At 68.2% G+C, this 21,283-nt stretch carries 18 protein-coding genes; 12 read left to right on the top strand and 6 right to left on the bottom strand.

Annotated features, from left to right (window positions below; translation table 11 throughout):
• The first annotated feature begins 43 nt into the window (after nucleotides 1-43).
• A complete protein-coding gene (locus AC3WOB_RS28660) occupies nucleotides 44-1,018 on the top strand; it encodes a Bug family tripartite tricarboxylate transporter substrate binding protein (protein WP_013393561.1) in 975 nt (324 codons plus the stop codon).
• Between the two features lie 99 nt (nucleotides 1,019-1,117).
• Here the strand turns inward: AC3WOB_RS28660 and AC3WOB_RS28655 are convergent, their stop codons facing one another.
• On the bottom strand, nucleotides 1,118-2,035 hold the full coding sequence (locus tag AC3WOB_RS28655) for a LysR family transcriptional regulator (protein WP_492276892.1): 918 nt from the start codon (nucleotides 2,033-2,035) through the stop codon (nucleotides 1,118-1,120).
• A gap of 111 nt (nucleotides 2,036-2,146) precedes the next feature.
• Between AC3WOB_RS28655 and AC3WOB_RS28650 the strand changes: the two genes are divergently transcribed.
• Together AC3WOB_RS28650 and AC3WOB_RS28645 are read left to right on the top strand one after the other, a co-directional pair.
• Nucleotides 2,147-3,568, top strand: a complete 1,422-nt coding sequence (locus AC3WOB_RS28650; protein ID WP_492276891.1) for a M20 family metallopeptidase — start codon at nucleotides 2,147-2,149, stop codon at nucleotides 3,566-3,568.
• Nucleotides 3,569-3,582: 14 nt separating this feature from the next.
• A complete protein-coding gene (locus AC3WOB_RS28645) occupies nucleotides 3,583-4,563 on the top strand; it encodes a Bug family tripartite tricarboxylate transporter substrate binding protein (RefSeq protein WP_492276890.1) in 981 nt (326 codons plus the stop codon).
• A gap of 23 nt (nucleotides 4,564-4,586) precedes the next feature.
• Here AC3WOB_RS28645 and AC3WOB_RS28640 read toward each other — a convergent pair whose 3' ends face one another.
• From AC3WOB_RS28640 to AC3WOB_RS28630, 3 genes are all read right to left on the bottom strand, one after another.
• Entirely contained in the window at nucleotides 4,587-5,141 is a 555-nt protein-coding gene (locus tag AC3WOB_RS28640) for a lipid-binding SYLF domain-containing protein (protein ID WP_492276889.1), read from the bottom strand.
• A 148-nt stretch (nucleotides 5,142-5,289) separates the two neighbouring features.
• On the bottom strand, nucleotides 5,290-7,683 hold the full coding sequence (locus AC3WOB_RS28635; protein ID WP_492276888.1) for a catalase: 2,394 nt from the start codon (nucleotides 7,681-7,683) through the stop codon (nucleotides 5,290-5,292).
• A gap of 9 nt (nucleotides 7,684-7,692) precedes the next feature.
• On the bottom strand, nucleotides 7,693-8,307 hold the full coding sequence (locus tag AC3WOB_RS28630) for a ferritin family protein (protein ID WP_492276887.1): 615 nt from the start codon (nucleotides 8,305-8,307) through the stop codon (nucleotides 7,693-7,695).
• Between the two features lie 290 nt (nucleotides 8,308-8,597).
• Between AC3WOB_RS28630 and AC3WOB_RS28625 the strand changes: the two genes are divergently transcribed.
• From AC3WOB_RS28625 to AC3WOB_RS28590, 8 genes are all read left to right on the top strand, one after another.
• The gene (locus AC3WOB_RS28625; RefSeq protein ID WP_492276886.1) at nucleotides 8,598-10,205 is read left to right on the top strand and encodes a PepSY-associated TM helix domain-containing protein; all 1,608 of its coding nucleotides are present in this window, start codon (nucleotides 8,598-8,600) and stop codon (nucleotides 10,203-10,205) included.
• On the top strand, nucleotides 10,202-10,552 hold the full coding sequence (locus AC3WOB_RS28620) for a DUF3325 domain-containing protein (protein ID WP_492276885.1): 351 nt from the start codon (nucleotides 10,202-10,204) through the stop codon (nucleotides 10,550-10,552). The genes AC3WOB_RS28625 and AC3WOB_RS28620 overlap by 4 nt, the downstream gene beginning before the upstream one ends.
• A 120-nt stretch (nucleotides 10,553-10,672) precedes the next feature.
• Nucleotides 10,673-12,667 (top strand): ribonucleoside triphosphate reductase, encoded by a 1,995-nt coding sequence (locus AC3WOB_RS28615; RefSeq protein WP_492276884.1) that lies wholly within the window; start codon nucleotides 10,673-10,675, stop codon nucleotides 12,665-12,667.
• A 73-nt stretch (nucleotides 12,668-12,740) separates the two neighbouring features.
• Nucleotides 12,741-12,923: an anaerobic ribonucleoside-triphosphate reductase gene (gene nrdD, locus AC3WOB_RS28610; RefSeq protein WP_013393551.1), complete on the top strand. Its 183-nt coding sequence runs from the start codon at nucleotides 12,741-12,743 to the stop codon at nucleotides 12,921-12,923.
• Complete coding sequence (locus AC3WOB_RS28605) at nucleotides 12,889-13,701, top strand: anaerobic ribonucleoside-triphosphate reductase activating protein (protein WP_492276883.1); 813 nt, start codon at nucleotides 12,889-12,891, stop codon at nucleotides 13,699-13,701. Before nrdD ends, AC3WOB_RS28605 begins: the two co-directional genes overlap by 35 nt.
• An 89-nt stretch (nucleotides 13,702-13,790) precedes the next feature.
• Nucleotides 13,791-14,948, top strand: coding sequence for an NAD(P)H-dependent flavin oxidoreductase (locus AC3WOB_RS28600; protein WP_013393549.1), 1,158 nt, complete (start codon nucleotides 13,791-13,793; stop codon nucleotides 14,946-14,948).
• 81 nt (nucleotides 14,949-15,029) lie between these two features.
• On the top strand, nucleotides 15,030-15,680 hold the full coding sequence (locus tag AC3WOB_RS28595) for a TetR/AcrR family transcriptional regulator (RefSeq protein WP_492276882.1): 651 nt from the start codon (nucleotides 15,030-15,032) through the stop codon (nucleotides 15,678-15,680).
• Complete coding sequence (locus AC3WOB_RS28590) at nucleotides 15,677-18,250, top strand: PEP/pyruvate-binding domain-containing protein (RefSeq protein ID WP_492276881.1); 2,574 nt, start codon at nucleotides 15,677-15,679, stop codon at nucleotides 18,248-18,250. The genes AC3WOB_RS28595 and AC3WOB_RS28590 overlap by 4 nt, the downstream gene beginning before the upstream one ends.
• 46 nt (nucleotides 18,251-18,296) lie before the next feature.
• Here AC3WOB_RS28590 and AC3WOB_RS28585 read toward each other — a convergent pair whose 3' ends face one another.
• Nucleotides 18,297-19,769 carry a sensor histidine kinase gene (locus AC3WOB_RS28585; RefSeq protein ID WP_492276880.1) on the bottom strand — a complete coding sequence of 491 codons (1,473 nt, stop codon included), beginning with the start codon at nucleotides 19,767-19,769 and terminating at the stop codon, nucleotides 18,297-18,299.
• Nucleotides 19,766-20,494: a response regulator transcription factor gene (locus tag AC3WOB_RS28580; protein WP_492276879.1), complete on the bottom strand. Its 729-nt coding sequence runs from the start codon at nucleotides 20,492-20,494 to the stop codon at nucleotides 19,766-19,768. Before AC3WOB_RS28580 ends, AC3WOB_RS28585 begins: the two co-directional genes overlap by 4 nt.
• A gap of 150 nt (nucleotides 20,495-20,644) precedes the next feature.
• Here AC3WOB_RS28580 and AC3WOB_RS28575 point away from each other — a divergent pair, with 150 nt between their 5' ends.
• On the top strand, nucleotides 20,645-21,277 hold the full coding sequence (locus tag AC3WOB_RS28575; protein ID WP_492276878.1) for a cytochrome b/b6 domain-containing protein: 633 nt from the start codon (nucleotides 20,645-20,647) through the stop codon (nucleotides 21,275-21,277).
• The last annotated feature ends 6 nt before the right edge of the window (nucleotides 21,278-21,283 follow it).

The following is a 21,283-nucleotide window of genomic DNA, read 5'->3' as shown; positions in this document are numbered from 1 at the left end:
CGCCGGGAAGCGCCGCGAACCATCCATGGAAAGTGGAGGAGACATGAAAAATACCCTCTGGTGCATGGCGCTGACCGGCGCCCTGGCCTGCGCCTCGGCACAGGCCCAATCCGACAAATACCCCGAACGGCCGGTGCGCATCGTACTGCCGTACTCGGTGGGCAGCGGTCCCGACGCCGTCGCCCGCATGCTGGGCGAACAGCTCACGGCTGCCTGGAAACAGCCGCTCATCGTCGAGAACAAGCCCGGCGCCAACGGCTGGCTGGCGATCGGCGAGGTCAAGCGCGCCACGCCCGACGGCTACTCGCTGGCCGTGGTGGACAACACCCACATGACGCTGCAGCCGCAGCTCTACCGCAACCTGCCCTTCGATCCGGTCAAGGATTTCGTGCCGGTGGCGCCCATCTACACCACGCATTTCTTCATGGTCGTATCGGCCTCTTCGCCCTGGAACAACGTCACCGATCTGATCGCGGCGGCCAAGGCCCAGCCCGGCAAGCTGACTTACGGCACCTGGGGCATGGGCAGCGTGGCGCACGTGGGCACGTCCATGTTCCAGACCGCCACGCAGACCAACATGACCCACGTCCCCTTCAAGGACCTGGCCCAGCTCTACACGGCAGTGGCCAACGGCGAAGTGGACTGGGCCTTCGGCACCGCCGCCACGGTGCAGAATCTGTACCAGGCCAAGCGGGTCAAGCTGCTGGCGCTGGCGGCGCCGTCGCGCCTGGGTTCCTACGCCGACGTGCCCACGGTCAGCGAGGCTGGCGGCCCCAAGGACTTCGAACTGAAGACCTGGGTCGCGGCCTTCGCGCCCAAGGGCACGCCGGATGCCGTGGTCAAGCGCATCAATGACGCCATCGCCCAGGCCGTGGTCACGCCCGCGGTGCGCAAGCGTTTCGAGACCTATGGCTTTGACGCCTGGCCGCAGGACGCCGCCGCGCTGGCCCAGGCCCGCGACGCGGACTCGGCGCGCTTTGCGGCCGTGGTCAAGGAGGCCAATATCTCTTTGGACTGAAGCCGGTCCGGGGGCCGCCCGCGCGGCCTCCCTCTCGGACGAGCGCCGATGACATCTGCCTCTGGCCGCCCCCTCAGGCCTTCGCCTCAGGCGCCCGCCTCAGGCGTCCGCTTCCGGCGCCTTGGGCGTGGCCGTCAGCCGCTGCGCCATGAACTCCAGGAACTCGCGGGCCAGCGCCGGCAGCGTCCGGCCCTGCAATGTCAGCACCTGGATGCTCCGCTGCCGCATCTCCGGATTGCTGAACGGCACCGCGGCCAGGCCCTCTCCGTCGCGCTGTCCCAACATGGTCAGGTAGCCCGACAGCGCCACGATGTCGCTGCCGGGCAGCATGGGCAGAAAGGCCGCGGAATGGTTGGATACATAGGCCGGCTCGATGTGCAGCCCCGCGTTCGCGCAAGCCGCGTCGAACAGCTGCCGCACCGTGGTGCCCTGATCGCCCAGCGACAGCGGCACCTTCGCCAGGTCGCGCATGCTGAGGCTGCGCCGGCTGGCCAGCGGATGGTTCCGGCACATCACCGCATAGACCGGGGCGCGCACCAGCAGTTCGGTCTTGAGGCGGTCATCCTGCGCGGTGGTGTAGCGCAGCGCCAGCTGCGACAGGCCTTCCAGGATCTGGCGGCTGACTTCCTCGGGGCGTTCCACGTGCAGATGGAAACGGGCCTCGGGCCGGACCCGCTTGAACTCGGCCATGCACATGGGCAGGAAACGGTGGGCGAAACCCTCGGTGCAGGCCAGGCGTATGGTCACGTCGCCCAGGTGGCTGCGCTGGCGTATCTCGGTGGTGACGCGCTCTGCTTCCAGCGCCGCGGCATTGGCATAGGCGGCCAATTGGCGGCCGGCCTCGCTCAGTTCCATGCCGCGCGCCTGCCGCTCGAACAATGCAATGCCCAGCCCGTCCTCCAGCTTGGCGATCTGCCGGCTGACGGCCGAGGCCGCCACATGCTGCGCCGCCGCGGCGCCGGCGATCGAGCCGCAGCGCGCGACCTCCAGGAAGTACCTCAAGCCCAGCGAAATCATGGCGCCCCCTTGCCCATGCCTTTATGGCAATGAAAGAATGCTAATTATCTAATTGTGGCATGTGGTGAAGCGTAATAACTTTGTGCCTTCCTCAGCATCCCAGGCACCGAAGTGATACGCGAACAAGCCCTGCTCCAAGCCGTTCAAGCCTATGACAGCGGCGACCTTCAGGCCGCCCTGGCCCGCCGCGTCGCCTACGCGACGGAAAGCGAAGTGGCTGACCAAGCCCCCGCCCAGCACGCCTATCTGAACGAAGAGCTGGTTCCGCTGCTGCGGGACTTGGGCTTCGCCTGTGAGGTGCATCCCAACCCCTCCGGCGCCGACCTGCCTATCCTGGTGGCGCGCCGCATCGAGCAGGCCGGCCTGCCCACGGTGCTGATGTACGGCCATGGCGACGTGGTGCGCGGCAATGCCGCCAAATGGGAAGCCGGCCGCGACCCCTGGCGCCTGCAGGTCGAGGGCGACCGCTGGTACGGGCGCGGCACCGCCGACAACAAGGGCCAGCACAGCATCAACCTGGAAGCGCTGCGCCAGGTCATCGCCGCACGTCGCGGCGCGCTCGGCTTCAATACCATCTGGCTGATCGAGACCGGCGAGGAAGCGGGCTCCCCCGGACTGGCCGCCTTCTGCGAGGCCCAGCGCGAAGCGCTGGCGGCGGACGTGTTCATCGCCAGCGACGGGCCGCGCCTGAGCGCGCAGCGCCCGACCCTCTTCATGGGCTCGCGCGGCGCGGTGAACTTCGAACTGAAACTGCGCTTGCGCGAACGCGGCTATCACTCAGGCAACTGGGGCGGCCTGCTGGCCAACCCGGCCATCGTGCTGGCGCACGCCATCGCCACGCTGGTCGATGCGCGCGGCCGCATCACGGTGCCGGGCCTGCGCCCGCCCCCCATTCCGGACGCGGTGGCCGAGGCGCTGGCCGACCTGGAAGTCGGCGGCGGCCAGGACGACCCCGACATCAACGCATGGTGGGGCGAGCCCCGGCTGAGCGCGCCCGAGAAGGTGTTCGGCTGGAACAGCCTGGACGTCCTGACTTTTGGCGCCGGCGATCCGGCCAAACCGGTCAACGCCATACCGCCCGAAGCCGTGGCCTGGTGCCAGTTGCGCTTCGTGGTAGGCACGGATTGGCGCGCGCTGGAGACTCACGTGAAGGAACATTTGCGCGCGGCGGGCTTCGAGGACGTGCAGGTACGCATCGGCATGCAGGCCGGCGCCACCCGCCTGTCACCCGACAATCCCTGGGTGCGCTGGGCCGCGGCGTCGCTGGAGCGCAGCACCGGCAAGCGCCCGGCGCTGCTGCCAAACCTGGGTGGATCGCTGCCCAACGACATCTTCGCCGACCAGCTGGGCCTGCCCACCTTGTGGGTGCCGCATTCCTATCCCGCTTGCGCCCAGCACGCGCCCAACGAACACCTGCTGGGCAGCGTCGCCCGCGAGGGGCTGGCGATCATGGCTGGCCTGTTCTGGGACCTGGGCGATCAGGGCAACGCCCTGCGCCAGGCGGCCGCCAGCCCGTCTTCCAACGCCAACTGACCGGGACCTCCGTCATGACCGTCAAACTCCGCGCCGCCCTTGCGGCCGCAAGCCTTGCCGCCCTCGCGCATGCCGGCGGCGCCCACGCCGCCTATCCCGAACAGGCGATCAAGATCGTCGTGCCCTTTACCCCAGGCGGGGCGACCGACGCCGTGGCGCGGCTGCTGGCCAACAAGCTGTCCGGCAAATTCGGCCAGGCCGTCATCGTGGAGAACCGTCCCGGCGCCTCCACCGTGATCGGCGCGGAAGCGGCCGCGCGCGCGCAGCCCGACGGCTACACGCTGATGCTGTCGGGCAGCACCACCTATACCGTGCTGCCGGCGCTCAAGCCCGGCCTGCCCTATGATCCGCAGAAGAGCTACGAACACATCGCCATCGTCGCGATGGCGCCCGTGGTGCTGCTGGCCAAGAACGGGCTGGCGGCCGGCACCATCCAGGAAGCGGCCGCGCTGGCCAAACAGCGCAGCGGCAAGGACAGCCTGATGTACGGCACCTTCGGCGCCGGATCGGCGCCCCACCTGGCCGGCGAGATGTACGCGGAGGCCGCAGGCGCGAAGATGACGCCGGTGCCCTACAAGGGCAGCGCGCAACTGGTCACGGCGATGATAGGCGGCGAGGTCGACCTGGGGGTGGACACCGTGTCTTCGGCCGCGCCGCAGGTTCGCGCCGGCAAGATCCGCGCCTTGGCCGTGACGGGCGAACGCCGCATGCCGCAGCTGCCCGACGTACCCACCTTCACCGAAGCGGGCATGCCGGATGTGTCTTTCGTCGGCTGGTACGCGCTGGTGGCGCCGGCGCGCACGCCGGCCCCGGTGGTCGACACGCTGAGCCGCGCCGTGGCGGAAATCATGCAGGATCCGCAAGTGCGCAAGTCGGTCGCGGACCTGACGCTGGATCCCGTCTATTTGCCCGGGCCGGCATTCAAGGCGCAGATCACCAAGGAACTGCGCACCTTTTCAGAGGTCGCGGCGCGCGCCGGCATCACCCTGGACTAGCGGTAGCGGGCTGGCGCCTGCCCTCAGTCCGGCTGGGTGCGGGTGATCTTGGACCCTTGCAGGCCCATGCCGGCCATCAGTCCCTGTCCGCCGAATGGCACGGCGTATACATCCTGGCTCAGGGTGGTGGTGGTAATGCTGGCGGCATAGCTGTCGTCCACCACGACCAGGCTGGGGCCGGCGCCGAGCGACCAGCCGTCGCTCTGGTCCAGGTACTGCAGCGCCGGCTCGTTCATGAAGAACAGCGCATAGCTGAACTCCTGCGCGCCGGCCTGAAGGCCGAACGAGACCGCCGATATGTTGTAGTAACCCTCGACCTTGCCGCCCCGGATGAGCGCGCCGTTGCCGGTTTCCGCGCCGACCAGCAGGCCGCCCTTCAGGATGCGGGGGAACACCAGCACGCCCACCGCCTTCTTGCCCAGTTCACGCGTCCTGGGTTCCTGCTGGTACAGGCGATCCAGCGCGCTGTGCGCCTCCCGGCTGAGCTCGGCCGCGGACTCCGCCCTGGCCTGTGGCGCCAGGAAAAAACAGGCAGCCCACAAAAAAAGGCTGGCCGACAGCCAACCCCAACGGTACATAGGCAAAACGGACGCGCGACGCATACAGCCCCCTTGTCTGAAGGACGGCAAGCGCCAAGCGCGCTCGCCCCGACTTGCCAGTGCAGTATTGGCAGGCGCATGTGGCTTGTCAAGAGGCGTCCGCACCCGTGCTGGCGCCTGGGCATTCTCACACCATGGGCGGCGACGTCTCTCTTTCGGGATGGCGGTGCCTGGCCAGGGCATCGATGAATGCGGACACGCTCTTGGCCGCAGCCGCCGCGTCCACGATCAGCAAGCCCGCGTCGGCCTGGCCCGGTGCGATGCCTGCCGCAGCAAAGAGCTGCGCACCTGCGCCCACGCCCATCAGAGTCTTCCCGTGGCGGAATGCATCGCGCAGGAACTCCAGCGCACGCCCGTCCTCGCGCAGACGCGCCACGGCGGCCTCGCCTCCCGCCACCACCGCACCATCGAATAGCGCGGAAGGATGATTGTCGAGGGAGGCGTCGGCGTCCACGGCCCCGCCCTCATCCGTTGGGACGGGACCGATGCGCTGCCCCACCAGGCGCACCACGGCGCCGGCCGCGATCAGCCCTTGCGCCACGGCGGCCACGGCTTTGCCATCCGCGCCTTCGGCTACCAGGATCGCGACCTTGCGGGTCGCGATGCCGGCCTCGCCTGGGCGAGCGGTCAGCGACAAGGCCGGCGACACCGCGATTTCGGGTTTGGGTGGACTCTCGATCGCGCGCGGCAAAGGCTCGGGCAAGGCCATGCCCAACTGCTCGGCCACGCCCTGCGCCAGCGCTTCGGACACATTGCGCAGCGACGCGACCATGCGCTGGCGCACCGCCGGCACCGTAACCTTGCTCAATTCGAAGGCGTAGGCATCGACGATGTGGCGCTGTTCCCAGTCCGCCTGGCTTTCATAGAACAGCGTGGCCTGGTTGTAGTGCTCGGCAAACTTCTCGGGATGCCCGCGCAGTTCGTCGCCCGTCTCCGGCTCCGGAAACGACACGAAGCCCTCCATGCCGGCCTGGAACGGACAGCCGCCGGCGAGCGAATTGGGCTCGTAGGCCACGCGTCCGTGATGGATGGCCTGACGGTGCATGCCGTCGCGCTGGTTGTTGTGCACGGGAGCCAGCGGCGCGTTGATCGGGATTTCGTGGAAGTTCGGTCCGCCCAGGCGCGATATCTGCGTGTCCACGTAGGAATGGATGCGCCCGGCCAGCAGCGGATCATTGGTGAAGTCCAGGCCGGGCACGACGTGGGCCGCGCAGAAGGCAACCTGCTCGGTCTCGGCGAAGAAATTGTCGGGATTGCGGTCCAGCACCATGCGCCCGACGGGCACAACGGGCACCAGTTCTTCCGGCACGATCTTGGTGGCGTCCAGCACGTCGAAGCTGAATCCTTCCGCCTGCTCCTCCGTGAACACCTGCACGCCCAGTTCCCATTGCGGGCCATGGCCGGCATCGATCGCCTCCCACAGATCGCGGCGGTGGAAGTCGGGGTCGGCGCCGGACACTTTGACAGCCTCGTTCCAAACCTGCGAATGCGTGCCCAACAGCGGATTCCAGTGGAACTTCACCAGCCGCGACTCGCCGGCGGCGTTAACGAAGCGGAAGGTATGCACGCCGAAGCCCTGCATCATCCGGTAGCTGCGCGGGATGGCGCGATCCGACATCAGCCACATCAGCATGTGCGTGGATTCCGGCATCAGCGACACGAAGTCCCAGAACGTGTCGTGCGCGGATGCGGCCTGGGGCATGCCATGGTGTGGCTCGGGTTTGACGGCATGCACCAGGTCCGGAAACTTCATCGCGTCCTGGATGAAGAACACGGGCATGTTGTTGCCGACCAGGTCCCAGTTGCCCTCGTCCGTATAGAACTTCACGGCGAAGCCGCGCACGTCCCGGGCCGTGTCCTTGGAGCCGCGCTCGCCTGCCACGGTCGAAAAGCGTACGAATACCGGCGTGCGCTTGCCGGCTTCGGCGAACAGCGACGCGGCCGTCAGGTCAGTGAGCGCCTTATAGCATTCGAAGTAGCCATGCGCGGCCGAGCCGCGCGCGTGCACGATGCGTTCCGGAATCCGCTCGTGGTCGAAATGCGTGATCTTCTCGCGCAGGATGAAGTCCTTGAGCAAGGCCGGCCCGCGCAGGCCGGCCTTCAGCGAGTGCTGGTTGTCGCTGACGCGCACACCCTGGTTGGTGGTCAGCATTTGTCCGCTCGAATCGGCCCGCACACGCTCCAGCCGTCCGTCGGCCGCATTGACCCCGGCCGCGGCTGCGCCCCCGGTCTTGTCCGAGATCTCGGCTTCGGACAACGAACTGGCCGTCGCGGCAGGATCCGCGTCAGCCACGTGGGCGCCGGCATAGGGACAACGCGCCCCTTCCTCGCCATATTCCGCGGCCTTGCCGGCATTGTGGGGGATGGCCGCAGCCGTCGCGCCCACGGCCGCGGCGCGCTTGAGCGCCGGGTGGCTGGGCTTGCCCGCGGGGCCGGACGCCGGACCGCTGTCCGTATTCATGTAGGCCGTGTCCACGGCCTCGCCCGCGCCGCGCTTGCCTGCTGCTTTCTTGCCTGGCATCGCAATCTCCTAGTGGCTCAGCATCTTGCCGCGCGCCTGCTCGGCCCGAGACGCGCCAATGGCGCTCTCTACCTGCTTGACCTCTTCGGGAGGCGGCAGCACCGCAGGGAATCCCAGGGACTGGATCCACAACTCGCGCGACCAGCCTTGCGTGTGATAGAGGTGATGGTCCTCGTCCGTGGCGACGGCGTCGTACGCCTGCTTGAGCACCTTGGCCTGGTCGCCGCTGTGCTGTTCGGCAATCACGCCGATCAGGGACCAGTTGGCGTGGTCCTTGGTCTCGGCCAGCACCACGCATTCGGTGGCCACCAGTTGGGCCGCGTCCGGGTCGCCGGCGTTGATCGCCATCTTCATGGCCTTGACCAGCGATTCGCCGATATGGCGCACCACCTGCCTGCCCGGGGGTTGCGCCTCCGGATCCAGGCGCAACTGCTCGAATACGGTCAACAGTACGCGGCGATGGGTGCGCGTTTCTTCCAGGTAGCCAAGCCATTCCTTCTTCAGATCCTCATTCACCGCGCAGGTCACGGCGGTTTCATAGACGGCCAGGCCGCCTATCTCGGTCTCCAGGGCCTGGTACAACAATTCCTCGATTTGCGAGGTATTTCCGGCTTTGCGTTTCATTGGGCGCTCCTCTTTCGTTCACATGGGGCATCCGCGCATGCCCGCGGCGGATATGCGGATGGAGCGCCTACCCAGCAATTGCCATGCCCGGTCCGTGCTCGCTCGCGCTATGTCCAGGGCGCCCCGCGCCGGTTACCGCCTGCGGCACGGAAAATACAAGGCGACGACGCGGTCTGCCTCGTCCCCATTTAGACTAGAATTGGAACTATTCTCAATAAAATCAGACCGTCCGGCTCGCGGCGGCACCAACAAGAAAGAGGCTCGTCCTGAAATCCGGTTTCCGCCTGTCCATGGCCTGGCTCCACACCTGGGTCGGCCTGTGGTTTTCCTGGCTGCTGTTCACCGTCTTCCTGACGGGCTCGCTGGCCGTTTTCTCCGAACCCATCACGCACTGGATGACCCCCGAGCACCAGGAGGCGGAAGCACGGGCCGCGCAAAAGGAAAGCGTCCCGGTAGACCGCGCCCGCCGGCTGGAACTGGCCGTGGACTACATGGCGCGCAACCATGCGGGCGCGGGCATGTGGGAAATCTGGCCGGTCGACCGCTTTCACAACAACGGGCTGACCGCCTATTGGTTCGACAAGAACGGCCAGTATGCCGACGCCGAACTGGACCCCGACACCGGCGCGGAACTTGACGACCACCACGAGGCCGAAGCCCGCGCAACGCAGGGCGGCTCGCATTTCGTGGATTTCCACTACACCTTGCACGACGCCGGCCTGGGCCTGTGGATTGTTGCCTTCGCCAGCATGGCCATGCTGGTCGCCCTGATTTCGGGCGTGGTCACGCACAAGCGCATCTTCAAGGACTTCTTCACCTTCCGCGCGAAGAAGGGCCAGCGCTCCTGGCTGGACGCGCACAACGCGGTGGCGGTCCTGACACTGCCTTTCCAGTTCATGATTGCCTACACCGGCATCGTGATATCGAGCGCGATATTGATGCCCGCCCCCGTCGCGGCAACCTATGGCGCCGATCCGCGGGCCAGCCGCCTGTTCCTGGCCGAACTGTCCGGCGAGGACCGGCCGGCGCGCACCGGCGTGGCTCAGGGCATGCCGGCGCTGGAACCCATCGTGGCCCGCGGCGAGCAACTGATCGGGCAGACGGCGCGCGCCATCGTCATCAACAACCCCGAAGACAGCTCCATGCGCATCGGCGTCTATGGCTGGAATGAAGCCACCGACGACGCCAGGAACCTCAGCGCCACCACCGGCATGGCCGAGTTTTCCGCCAGCGGCGAACTGCTGCGCGTACGGCCCCCAGGCGGGGTCCACGGCGGCGCGCCTTCCCTGACATTCCAGGTGATGAGCGGTCTGCATATGGTCAAGTTCGGCGGCCTGGCCATGAAATGGCTGTACTTCATCTGCGGCCTGGCCGGCGCGGCCATGATGGGCACGGGCGCGCTGTTGTTCATGGTCAAGCGCCGCGCGAAACATGGCGGCGAATTCGGCAGCGCGACGGCGCGCGTGTACCGGTTGATAGAAGGCTTGAACGTGGCCGCGCTGGCCGGACTGGCCATCGCCTGCATCGGCTACTTCTGGGCCAACCGCCTGCTGCCCGTAGCGCTGGAAAACCGCGCGCTGTGGGAGCTGCGTTGCTTCTTCGCGATATGGGCGCTGACCCTGGCGCATGCCTGGCTGTGCAGCCCGCGCCGCGCCTGGATCTCGCAACTGGCCCTGCTGTCGGCGCTGTGCCTGCTGCTGCCGGCGCTGTCGCTCGTCACCCTGGGCGACCATCCCCTGGCGCAGATCGCCCGCGGCGACTGGGAAAGCGCGGGCGTCGAACTGACGTCCGTCGCGTTCGGCGTACTATCGGGCTGGGCGGCCCTGTTGTTGTGGCGACGGCCCGCAAGCGCGCCCGCCCGGCGCAATCCCCGCAGTGACGCAGAGGCGGCCGCATGAACATCAACGACCTGTACGCAATTTCCATGGCGCTGCTGCTGACCTACTCGGGCATGGCTTGCCTGAGCCTGGCCATGCCGCGCCATTACGACCAGATCTGGGGACGCGATCCGTCCGCCGGCCACACCCGCGTGCTGCGCGGCGCCGGCGTGCTGCTGCTGGCGCTGGCCTTGCTGCCCTGCGTCGGGCTGTGGGGCAATACCGTGGGCGTGGTGGCATGGCTGGGCTGGCTCTCGGCCGGCGCCCTGCTCTGGGTCGGCATGCTGTCCTGGGCGCCCCGCCCGGCCGCCGGCACCGCCGCGCTGGCCGTGGCGATATCCCTGGCCGGGGTCGGCATCGGCTTCTGAAGCTTCCGAAGCGCGCGTTTGATGCGCATCAAGCAAGACTGACATCCCAGCCGCGCGAGGCGATACGCGCACCATATGTGGTGGTAGAGTTTTCACACCCTACTACATATGGTGTCAGTCATGCATATTCAGCACATCCTCAAGCGCGACGGCCGGGTCGCGGCGTTCGACCGCGACAAGATCGCCCAAGCCATGGCGGCGGCCGGCCAGAGCACCGGGGAACTGGACTTGGCGGGCGCACAAACGCTGACCGACGGCGTCATCGCCGCGCTGGCCGGCAACCCTTGCCCCGGCGTCGAAACCATCCAGAACCGCGTCGAGGAAGCCCTGGTCCAGGCGGGCCACTGGCGCACCGCGCGCGCCTACATCGTGCACCGCGAACAGCACGCCCGGCTGCGCTCGCTGCGCCACACGCTGGTGGACGTGGAAAGCGCCATGGAGGAATACCTGGACCAGCGCGACTGGCGCGTCAACGCCAACGCCAACCAGGGCTACAGCCTGGGCGGCCTGATCCTGAACGTGGCGGGCAAGGTCACCGCCAACTACTGGCTGTCCAACGTGTTTGCGCCCGAAGCCGGCCGCGCCCACCGCGAAGGCGACATCCACATCCATGACCTGGACATGTTGAGCGGCTATTGCGCCGGCTGGTCGCTGCGCCAACTGCTGACCGAAGGCTTCAACGGCATCCCCGGCAAGGTGGAAGCGACGCCGGCGCGCCACATGTCGGCGGCCATCGGCCAGATCGTCAATTTCCTGGGCACGCTGCAGAACGAATGGGCCGGCGCGCAGGCGTTCAGTTCCTTCGACACCTACATGGCGCCCTTCATCCGCCGCGACGCCATGACGTACGCGGAAGTGAAGCAGTCCATGCAGGAACTCATCTACAACCTCAATGTGCCCAGCCGCTGGGGCACGCAGACGCCCTTCACCAACCTCACGTTCGACTGGACCTGCCCGCCGGACCTGAAGGAGCAGATCCCGTACATCGGCGGCGAGGAAATGCCGTTCTCCTACGGCGAACTGCAGACCGAGATGGACATGATCAACCGCGCCTACATCGAGGTCATGATGGCCGGCGATGCCAAGGGCCGCGTGTTCACCTTCCCCATCCCGACCTACAACATCACGCCCGACTTCGACTGGGACCATCCCAACACCGAGCGCCTGTTCGAGATGACGGCGCGCTACGGCCTGCCCTATTTCCAGAACTTCCTGAACTCGGACCTGGAACCGCACATGGTGCGCTCGATGTGCTGCCGCCTGCAGCTGGACCTGCGCGAATTGCTCAAGCGCGGCAACGGCCTGTTCGGCTCGGCCGAGCAGACCGGCTCGGTCGGCGTGGTCACGGTCAACTGCGCGCGCCTGGGCTATACCTGCCGCGGCGACGAAGCGCGGCTGATGCAGCGCCTGGACCACCTGCTGGAGCTGGGCCGCGATGTGCTGGAAACCAAGCGCAAGGTGGTGCAGCGCTATATCGACCAGGGTCTCTATCCCTATACCCGCCGCTATCTGGGCACTCTGCGCAACCACTTCAGCACGCTGGGTGTGAATGGCATCAACGAGATGGTCCGCAACTTCACGGACGACACCGAGGACATCACCTCTGCGGCGGGACACGCCCTGGCCGTGCGCCTCCTGGACCGCGTGCGCGCCCGCATGACCGAATTCCAGGAAGAGACCGGCCACCTGTACAACCTGGAAGCCACGCCGGCCGAAGGCACCACCTACCGCTTCGCCCGCGAAGACCGCAAGCGCTATCCCGCCATCCTGCAGGCGGGCAGCGAGGCTCAGCCCTACTACACCAACTCCAGCCAGTTGCCGGTGGGCCACACCGACGATCCCTTCCATGCGCTGGAGCTGCAGGAAACGCTGCAAGGCAAGTACACCGGCGGCACCGTGCTGCACCTGTACATGAACGAGGCCGTGTCTTCCGCCGCCGCGTGCAAGCAGCTGGTGCGCCGCGCGCTGTCGAACTTCCGGCTGCCCTACATCACGGTCACGCCGACTTTCTCCATCTGCCCCAACCACGGCTATCTGGCGGGGCACCACGAGTTCTGCCCGAAATGCGATGCCGAGCTGCTGGCCAAGCAATCGGCATGCTGCACCCCGGCCTAGGACCTGGTCACCACGACAGGCCCCGACCGGACCGCCGGGCAGCCGCCCGGCATTCACTCCCTGAGGAACCGCCATGCAAACCTTGATCGCTCCCGAAGTCACCACCGCTCCCGCCCTGCGGCTGGACGACAGCCAGCGCGTGCGCTGCGAAATCTGGACCCGCGTCATGGGCTACCACCGCCCCGTCGCTTCCTTCAACACCGGCAAACAGGGCGAATTCAATGAACGCCGCTTCTTCGTCGAACGCAGCGCCTGAAGGCGCGCCACAAGCCGCCGCGTCCACCCCGGGCTGCGGCCCGGGCACGCGGCGGCTGACGGCGCGGCCGGCCTACCCGGCGCCGCCGCAACCGGTGGCCCAGCCTCTGCCGCGGCATTCGCCCGCGGTCGGCGGGCTGGTGCCTTTTTCCACCGTGGACTGGCCGGGGCAACTGGCCGCGGTCGTGTTCATCGCGGGCTGCCCCTGGCGCTGCCACTACTGCCACAACGTCGAACTGCAGACCCGCGCCGCGCGCTACGACTGGCGCGAGACGCGCGCCTTCCTGGAAACGCGCAAGGGCCTGCTCGACGCCATCGTATTTTCCGGCGGCGAACCCCTGAGCGAGCCGCGCCTGCCGCAGATGATCCGCGACGTCAGGCGCATGGGTTACCGCGTCGGACTGCATACCGCCGGCATCTACCCCCTGCGCCTGGCCGACGTGCTGCGCCACCTCGACTGGGTCGGCCTGGACATCAAGGCCGACGCCCAGGGCTATGACGACATCACCGGCCGGCGCGATTCGCAGCGCCCTGCGCTGGCGTGCCTGGCGCAGCTGCTGGCTGCCGGCATCGACTTCGAATGCCGCATCACCTGGCATCCGGACTGGCTGGACGAAACCCGGCTGCTGGCCCTGGCGCGCGAGCTTGCGCGCCGCGGCGTGCGCCGCTTTGCCGTGCAGGGCGCGCGCCGCTCGCCCGACGCGCCGCCGGTGCGCGCGCTCGGCGCGCCGGCCCTGGCGCTGCTGATGCAATGGTTCGAGGAGTTCGCCTATCGCTGAGCGGGGTGCTGCTCCGCTTGATCCTGCGCAAGGCGACCCGCTCCCCCTTGCTCTAGCCTCTGTCCACTTGAAAAGAGGAAAGACTCATCATGACGTGGTTCAAATCACTCACCCTCGCCGGACGCGAATTGCTGCCCATCGTCCAGGGCGGCATGGGCGTCGGCGTATCCGCCCATCGCCTGGCCGGCGCGGTCGCCAGCCAGAACGCCATGGGCACCATCGCCAGTGTGGATTTGCGCCATCACCATCCCGATCTGATGGAAAAAACCGAGCGCTGCCATGACCGCGACGTCATCGACGGCGCCAACCAGGTAGCCCTGGACCGCGAAATACGCGCGGCGCTGGACACGGCGCAAGGCCGTGGCCTGGTGGCCGTGAACGTGATGAAGGCGGTGCGCGACCATCCCGCCCTGGTGCGCCAGGCCTGCGAAAGCGGCGCCCATGCCATCGTCATGGGCGCCGGCCTGCCGCTGGACCTGCCCGAGATGACGGCCGACTATCCCAAGGTGGCGCTGGTGCCGATCCTGTCCGAGGCGCGCGGCGTGGCCGTGGTGCTGAAGAAATGGATGAAAAAGGGCCGCATGGCCGACGCCGTGGTGATCGAACACCCCGGCCACGCCGGCGGCCATCTGGGCGCAGCCCGCCTGGACGACATCCACAGCGAACGCTTCGACTTCCAGCACGTGCTGGCCGATTGCCACAAACTGTTCCAGGAACTGGCGCTGGGCTCCGACGCGCCGCGCCTGATCGTGGCGGGCGGCGTCGGCAGCCACGAGCAGGTGCGCCATTGGCTGGCCAACGGCGCCGACGGCGTGCAGGTCGGCACGGCCTTTGCCGTCACCCAGGAAGGCGATGCGCACGAGAACTTCAAGCGCGTGCTGATCGACGCCGATCCGGACAAGCTGGCCGAATTCACCAGCGTGGCGGGCCTGCCCGCCCGCGCCGTGGAAACGCCCTGGCTGACGCGTTATCTGCGCCAGGAAAAAACGCTGCAGGCCAACACCCGCTGCGACGCGCGGCGCTGCAGCCAGCGCATGGACTGCCTGACGCAATGCGGGTTGCGCGACGGCCTTTCGCGCTTCGGCCAATTCTGCATCGACCTGAAACTGGCGGCCGCCATGCGCGGCGAAGTCAGCCGCGGGCTGTTCTTCCGCGGCGCCTCCAAGCTGCCCTTCGGCAGCGCCATGCGCTCCGTGCGTGAATTGATGGACTACCTGCTGCACGGCGAGATGCCCGCCACAGCTTGAGACCGACGGCTTTCGGGCGGGCTTCCTGAAAATAATTGAACGACGTACAATATTATTCGTCGTTCAATTATTTCCGCCACCATGGACTCTTCCGCCTTTCCCCACTCCGAATCCACGGCCCCCGAAGCCGGGCGTCGCGAGCGCAAGCGCCAGCAAACCCTGGACCATCTGGCGCAAACCGCCTGGCGGCTGTTCGAAACCCTGGGCTATGACGCGGTCACCATGGAACAGATCGCCGCCCAGGCGGACGTGTCCAAGGGAACGCTCTACAACCATTTTCCCGTCAAGGAAGCCCTGCTCGCGCACCGCTTCCATGAGGAACTGGCCGCCAGTGTCCACGCGCTCCAGCCCGGGCTGCGCGCCCTGCCTTCCCTCGCGCAGCGCCTGACGCGGCTGCTGCATGCCTCGGCGCACTGGTCCGAATCGCACCGCGCCTATCTGGGTCCCTACCTGCGCTACCGGCTGTCGACGCTGCAGCCCGGCACACGCGACGACGACCGCTATCCGCGCAGCGGCATGCAGGCGCTGTACAGCGCGCTGATCGAAGAGGCGCAGGCCGCTGGCCAGGCCCGGACCGATCTTGCCGCCAGTCAACTGGCCCACCAGCTTCAATTCCTGTATCTGGGCGCGATGCTGCGCTGGCTCGACCTGCCCGGCGCCAGCCTGAAGGCGGAGTTCGACGCCGCCATCAGCCTCTTCGTGCGCGGCGTGGCGCCCGCGGCCGCGCCATGACTGCCGCCGTGCTGGATTGGGCCGGCGCAGCGCTGGCCGGCCCCCAGGCCGCGGGCGGCAAGGGCTGGCAGCTGGGCCGCATGGCGCAATTGGGCGTACCTGTGCCGGACGGCTTCGTGCTGCCCGCCACGCTCAGCCTGAACCGCGAGCCGGGCCAGGCGCCGCTGCCCGCCGTGGCCCAGGCTCTGCGCGATGAACTCGCCGCGCGCGGCTGGCTCGAGCGGCCGTTGGCCTTGCGTTCGTCCGCCCCCCAGGAAGACTCGGCGGGCGCTTCGTTCGCGGGCATCCATCTGTCCTGCCTCAACGTGCGCGGCGCCAAAGCAGCAATCGACGCCGTCCGGCAGATCTGGGATTCGCAATGGACGCCGCAGGCCTGCGCCTACCGGCAGAAGCTGGGACTGAACCCCGCCGGCATGGCGGTAGTCGTCATGCCGCTGATCGACGCCGCCGCCTCCGGCATCGCCTTCACCATCGACCCAGTTTCGGGACGGCATGACGAGATACTCATCCACGCCAACTGGGGCTTGGGCGAATCGCTTGTGGACGGCGAGGCAGACGGCGACGAATATCGCCTGCGCGAAGACTATCTGCGCCAGGCATGGCCCCTGGCCGGGCGCCGCATCGGCGCCAAGCGCCACCTCAGCCAGCCCGCCGGCGCCTCGGGCACCGTGCTTGCACCCACGCCCGCCGCGCGTGCGGCCGAGGCCGTGCTGACCGACATGCAGGCTGAAGCCCTGGGCGACATCGTGCGCGACGCAGCGCGCGCCCTGGACTATGCCGGCGGCGGCTACGACATCGAATGGGTCTGGGACGGGCGACGCTTCTGGATCGTGCAGGCCCGCCCAGTCACCGCGGCGGCGCGCCACACCTATCCAGCGCTGCGCGCGCAGCCCGCGTACTGGTCGCGCGGCAATACCCGCGAGGTCCTGCCGCTGGCCCTGTCGGCGCTGGAATGGGATACGGGCCGCGTCATGGCGCAACGCATGCTGACCACGGGTTTTGAACTTAGCGGCTACTCCACCCTGCCAGGCGTGCGGCTGGCGGCGCTGTTCCAGGGCCGGGTCTATCTGGACGCCTCCGTCATCCAGTGGGTCGGCCATGACGCGCTGGGCGTGCCGCCGAAAGCCATGAACGCGCTGCTGGGCGGCCCGCAGCCCGAGATCGCGGTGCCGCCCCTGACGCTGGCGCAACGCCTGCGGCATGGCGCGCGCATCCTGCGCTACCTGCGCCGCGCGGCCCCCTTGCGCAAGCAGGCGGACCTGGACCTGCCGCGACTGGTCGCCCGCGCCCAGGCCTGGCTGGACCAGCCCGCGCCCGCGTCCAACGCCGAGTTGGGCGCCCGTTTGCGGGAGCAGTTCCACACAGTGCTGGCGGCGGACCAACTTTTCTTCCTGCAGGGTTCAGGCGGCGGCGCGCTGCATAAGCTGCTGGAAATGGTCGAGAAAGCCTGCCCGGGCGAAGGCCACGCGCTGACGGCCGCGCTGCTGGCCGGCGGCGAACCCAGCGTGACGGCGGCACAGAGCTACGCCCTGATGGCGCTGGCCAGGCTGGCTGCCGCCGACGCGCAGGCCATGGACTGGCTGCGCGATCCGGCGCGCGACAGCGCCGGCTGGCACAGCGCCTTGCCGGACGGCAGTCCCTTCAAGCAGGCCTTCGCCGACTTCCTGCGCCAATATGGCCACCGCGCCGTTTATGAAACCTATCTGCGCAACCCGCGCTGGCGCGAAAACCCCGCCTACCTGCTGGACAGCGTGCTGCAACTGGCCGACGCCGATCTTGCCGCCTTGCGCGCCCGGCAGGACAGCGCGGCCAGCCAGGCCCGCCAGCGCCTGCGCGCGGCATTGCCTTTCTGGCAACGGCCGCTGGCCGCCAAGCTGCTGACCGCGGCCGGCCTCGAAGGCAGGCAGCGCGAAGCCGCGCGCAGCGTGCTGGTGGCCTATCTGGCGGTGGCCCGCAAGAATGCCCTTGCGCTCGGCCGGCGCTTCGTCCGTCCAGACGGCCTGGCCGCCGCGGACGACGTCTTCCATCTGACCGCCGCCGAACTCGTCGCCCTGGCCGAAGCCAGGCTGGCTCCCGCCGCCGCGGGCCACCGCGCCGCCCTACGCCGCGCGCAGCTGGAGTCGTGGGCCTCGACCCCGGATCGCGACGTCATCGCCGAATACGCCGAGGCCGGCGCGGCCGTACCGACGTCCCCCGCAACTGGCGATTCCGGTTCCGCCGCAGCCTGGCACGGCACCCCCGCCGCTGGCGGCCGCGCGCGGGCAAGCGCCTTCGTGGCCCGCACGCCGTCCGAAGGCCTGGCCATGCCGGCGGGCGGCATCCTCGTCGCCGCGTCCACCGACCCGGCCTGGACGCCGCTGTTCCTGCGAGCGGGCGCGCTGGTCATGGAGGCTGGCGGCTATCTGTCGCACGGCGCCATCGTGGCGCGCGAGTTCGGCATCCCGGCGGTGGTCAATGTGCAGGGCATCATGCAACAGGTCGCCACGGGCGACGTCCTGGAGGTGGACGCATCGCGCGGCACGGTGCGGCGGCTGGTTCGCGCTGCCAACCCCGGCGCTCGCGACGAGTAAATGCAGCCCAGCGCCTTCTGGCGTCCTGTGCCACAGGGCCAGGACGCTAACGCGCCGCAGCCAGATCGAACTGGAACACCGCACCCGGCCCGGCGTTGTCCACCAGCCTGATCTCGCTGTGGTGCAGCTGCAAAATGCGTTGCACGATCACCAGTCCCAGACCGCCGCCATCGCCCGGGCCGCGGTTCAAGGCGCTGGCCCGGGTGAAAAGCCCGGCGCGCAGCGCCTGCGGAATCCCCTCGCCCGTATCGCTGACCTGCACCTGCACCAGGTTCTGCGCGCTGCCCAGCCGCAATTCGATGAGCCCCCCTGGCGGGCTGTGCCGGATGGCGTTGTCCAGCAAGTTGGTCAGCACGCGCTCGATCAAGCCCAGGTCCGCTCGCACCGGCGGCAGCTCCTGCGGAATATCGGTGGTCAGGCGCTGCTGGCGGGCCTCGGCCGCCAGTTCGAACTTCTGGATCACGTCCTGCACCAGTTCCGGCAAGGAAAAGGTTTCGGGCTCCAGCCGCACCAGCCCGGACTCCAGGCGCGCCAGCTCGAAGAGTTCCTGCGCCAGGCGGCCGACCTTGCGGCTTTGCGCCAAGGCAATGTCCAGATAGCGGCGGCGTTCGTCCGGATCCAGCGACTGGTCCTTCAGCCTCAGCGTTTCCAGATAGCCGTGCAGCGAAGTCAGCGGCGTGCGCAGATCGTGCGAGATGTTGGCGACCAGGTCGCGCCGCTGTTGGTCCTGGCGCGTCAATTCGCGCCACTGGTCCGAGATGCGCTTGCCCATCTGCACGAAGCTGCGCCGCAGCACCGCGATCTCGTCGCCATTGCGGTCCGAGGCGTCGCCCGGACGCTCCAGCGCGGCTAGGGCCTGCCCGTCGTCGCCGTCGAAGGCGCGCACAGCCCGCGTCAGGCCGCGCAGCGGGCGCGTGATCAAGGCGAAGGCCGCCAGGCCGGCAACCAGCCCCAGCAGCGCGACCAGTGCGATGGACCACAGCGTCGTGCGCAGCACGGAGCTGCGCGACACCGCCATCGCCAGCGCGTCGTGCGCCTGGCCTTGCAGCACCACGTAGACGTAGCCCTTCTCCTGCCCGCCCACGCGCACCGGCGCGGCGCTGAAGACCTTGCGCGCGTCCAGGCTGCGCGGGTCGTCGCCCGTGATGGGCAGCATCCCCCCCGCCAGCAGGCGCTGGACGGGTCCGAGGTCGACGCGGTCGCGCTTGATCTGGCCGGCGGGCGCGGCATCGCCCACGATGCGGCCGTCGTTGGACAGCAGATAGACCTCCACCGCAGGGTTCACCGCCATCAGCATATCGAACAGCGAGCGCACCGCGGCCGGCTTCCAGCCGTTGGTGTCCATCAATTCGTTGGCGCCGGCGATGTGCTGCGCCAGGCCGCTGGACAGGCGCTGCACCACCTCTTGCTCGTAGCGGGAATTGGCCGCGATCTGCAGCCACGCCGAAGCGCCGCAGCAGGCCAGCAGCAGCAAGGCGAATACGGCGGACAGCCGTTGGGTGAGCGTGAACCGCTTCATGATGCGCCTCCCGCGCCGGCCGGTCCTGCGGCGAATTTGTAGCCCTTGCCCCAGACCGTCAGAATGCGTTGCGGATCGGACGGGTCCGCCTCGATCTTGGTGCGCAGCCGGTTGATGTGGGTATTGACCGTGTGTTCATAGCCTTCGTGCTGGTAGCCCCATACCTGGTTCAGCAGATCCATGCGCGAGTAGACCTTGTCCGGATGCCGCGCGAAGAAATGCAGCAGGTCGAACTCGCGCGGCGTCAGGTCCAGCCGGCGGCCGTCCACCTCGGCCGTGCGCGCCACCGGATCGATGGACACGCCATGCAGGGCCAGGCTGCCCGCATCGATGCGCGCATTGCGCTCCAAGGCCTCGCTGCGGCGCAGCAGCGCCCGCACCCGCGCCACCAGCTCCAGCATGGAGAACGGCTTGGCCAGGTAGTCGTCCGCGCCCAGCTCCAGGCCCAGGATGCGGTGCACCTCGCTGGAACGCGCGCTGGTGATGATGATGGGGGTGTAACGCGCCATGGCGCGGGCCCGCTTGCAGATCTCCAGGCCGTCGATACCGGGCAGCATCAGGTCCAGCACCAGGGCGTCCCAGCTGCCTTCCTCCAGCCGCCGCATGCCTTCGTTGCCGTCGGCGGCATGCTCGACCGCATAGCCTTCGTCCCGCAGATGCAGGCGCAGCAATTCGGCGATGTGGGCGTCGTCTTCGACGATGAGTACGCGTCGGGGCGTGTCCATGGGCGGGAAACTCTATAGAGGGGCTATGCGCCTATTGTCGCCAATCCGCGCCGCCGAGTTATCACAATTAATTTAAGTTTGCGTGAGGACTTCGGTATCGGCCCCGGAGAAGAATGGCTCCAACGACAACAAGCCCTCCGGAGCCCCGCCATGCTGGCCACTCCCGCAAGCCACGACGCGCCGTCCATGCCGCCGGCAAACGCTCCCATCCATCCGGGCTGGCTGCGCATCATGCACTGGCTCAATGCCCTGGCCGTGGTCATCATGGTCACCAGCGGCTGGCGCATCTACAACGCCTCGCCCCTGTTCGACTTCGTGTTCCCCCGACAGATCACGCTGGGCGGCTGGCTGGGCGGCGCCCTGCAATGGCACTTCGCCGGCATGTGGCTGCTGTTCTTCAACGGCGTCCTGTACCTGGCCATGAATCTGGCCACCGGCCGCCTCTGGCGCAAGTTCTTCCCCTTGAGCATCCGCGGCCTGGCCGCCGACCTGGGCGCGGCGTTGCGCGGCAAGCTCGCCCACGCCGACCCGCGCCGCTACAACCAGGTGCAGCGCCTGGCCTACCTGTTCGTGATGGCCGATATCGCCGTGCTAGTCCTGTCCGGACTGGTGCTGTGGAAGTCGGTGCAGTTCGACCTGCTGCGCGAACTGATGGGCGGATACGAAGCCGCGCGCCGCGTGCATTTTATCGCCATGGCCTTGCTGACGGCGTTCGTGGCGGTCCACCTGGTGATGGTGGCGCTGGTGCCGCGCAGCCTGATCGCCATGATCCGCGGCAAATAAGGAGCC

It is taken from the genome of Achromobacter sp. FW305-C-30-7 (assembly GCF_058783105.1).
This window is presented reverse-complemented; position numbering and strand designations above follow the sequence as displayed.

What these genes read in the sequence shown, in the direction of transcription:
- AC3WOB_RS28660 (WP_013393561.1), top strand. Translation starts at nt 44, where the DNA reads ATGAAAAATACCCTCTGGTGCATGGCGCTGACCGGCGCCCTGGCCTGC.
- AC3WOB_RS28655 (WP_492276892.1), bottom strand. Translation starts at nt 2,035, where the DNA reads ATGATTTCGCTGGGCTTGAGGTACTTCCTGGAGGTCGCGCGCTGCGGC.
- AC3WOB_RS28645 (WP_492276890.1), top strand. Translation starts at nt 3,583, where the DNA reads ATGACCGTCAAACTCCGCGCCGCCCTTGCGGCCGCAAGCCTTGCCGCC.
- AC3WOB_RS28640 (WP_492276889.1), bottom strand. Translation starts at nt 5,141, where the DNA reads ATGTACCGTTGGGGTTGGCTGTCGGCCAGCCTTTTTTTGTGGGCTGCC.
- AC3WOB_RS28635 (WP_492276888.1), bottom strand. Translation starts at nt 7,683, where the DNA reads ATGCCAGGCAAGAAAGCAGCAGGCAAGCGCGGCGCGGGCGAGGCCGTG.
- AC3WOB_RS28630 (WP_492276887.1), bottom strand. Translation starts at nt 8,307, where the DNA reads ATGAAACGCAAAGCCGGAAATACCTCGCAAATCGAGGAATTGTTGTAC.
- AC3WOB_RS28625 (WP_492276886.1), top strand. Translation starts at nt 8,598, where the DNA reads ATGGCCTGGCTCCACACCTGGGTCGGCCTGTGGTTTTCCTGGCTGCTG.
- AC3WOB_RS28620 (WP_492276885.1), top strand. Translation starts at nt 10,202, where the DNA reads ATGAACATCAACGACCTGTACGCAATTTCCATGGCGCTGCTGCTGACC.
- AC3WOB_RS28615 (WP_492276884.1), top strand. Translation starts at nt 10,673, where the DNA reads ATGCATATTCAGCACATCCTCAAGCGCGACGGCCGGGTCGCGGCGTTC.
- nrdD (WP_013393551.1), top strand. Translation starts at nt 12,741, where the DNA reads ATGCAAACCTTGATCGCTCCCGAAGTCACCACCGCTCCCGCCCTGCGG.
- AC3WOB_RS28605 (WP_492276883.1), top strand. Translation starts at nt 12,889, where the DNA reads ATGAACGCCGCTTCTTCGTCGAACGCAGCGCCTGAAGGCGCGCCACAA.
- AC3WOB_RS28600 (WP_013393549.1), top strand. Translation starts at nt 13,791, where the DNA reads ATGACGTGGTTCAAATCACTCACCCTCGCCGGACGCGAATTGCTGCCC.
- AC3WOB_RS28595 (WP_492276882.1), top strand. Translation starts at nt 15,030, where the DNA reads ATGGACTCTTCCGCCTTTCCCCACTCCGAATCCACGGCCCCCGAAGCC.
- AC3WOB_RS28590 (WP_492276881.1), top strand. Translation starts at nt 15,677, where the DNA reads ATGACTGCCGCCGTGCTGGATTGGGCCGGCGCAGCGCTGGCCGGCCCC.
- AC3WOB_RS28585 (WP_492276880.1), bottom strand. Translation starts at nt 19,769, where the DNA reads ATGAAGCGGTTCACGCTCACCCAACGGCTGTCCGCCGTATTCGCCTTG.
- AC3WOB_RS28580 (WP_492276879.1), bottom strand. Translation starts at nt 20,494, where the DNA reads ATGGACACGCCCCGACGCGTACTCATCGTCGAAGACGACGCCCACATC.
- AC3WOB_RS28575 (WP_492276878.1), top strand. Translation starts at nt 20,645, where the DNA reads ATGCTGGCCACTCCCGCAAGCCACGACGCGCCGTCCATGCCGCCGGCA.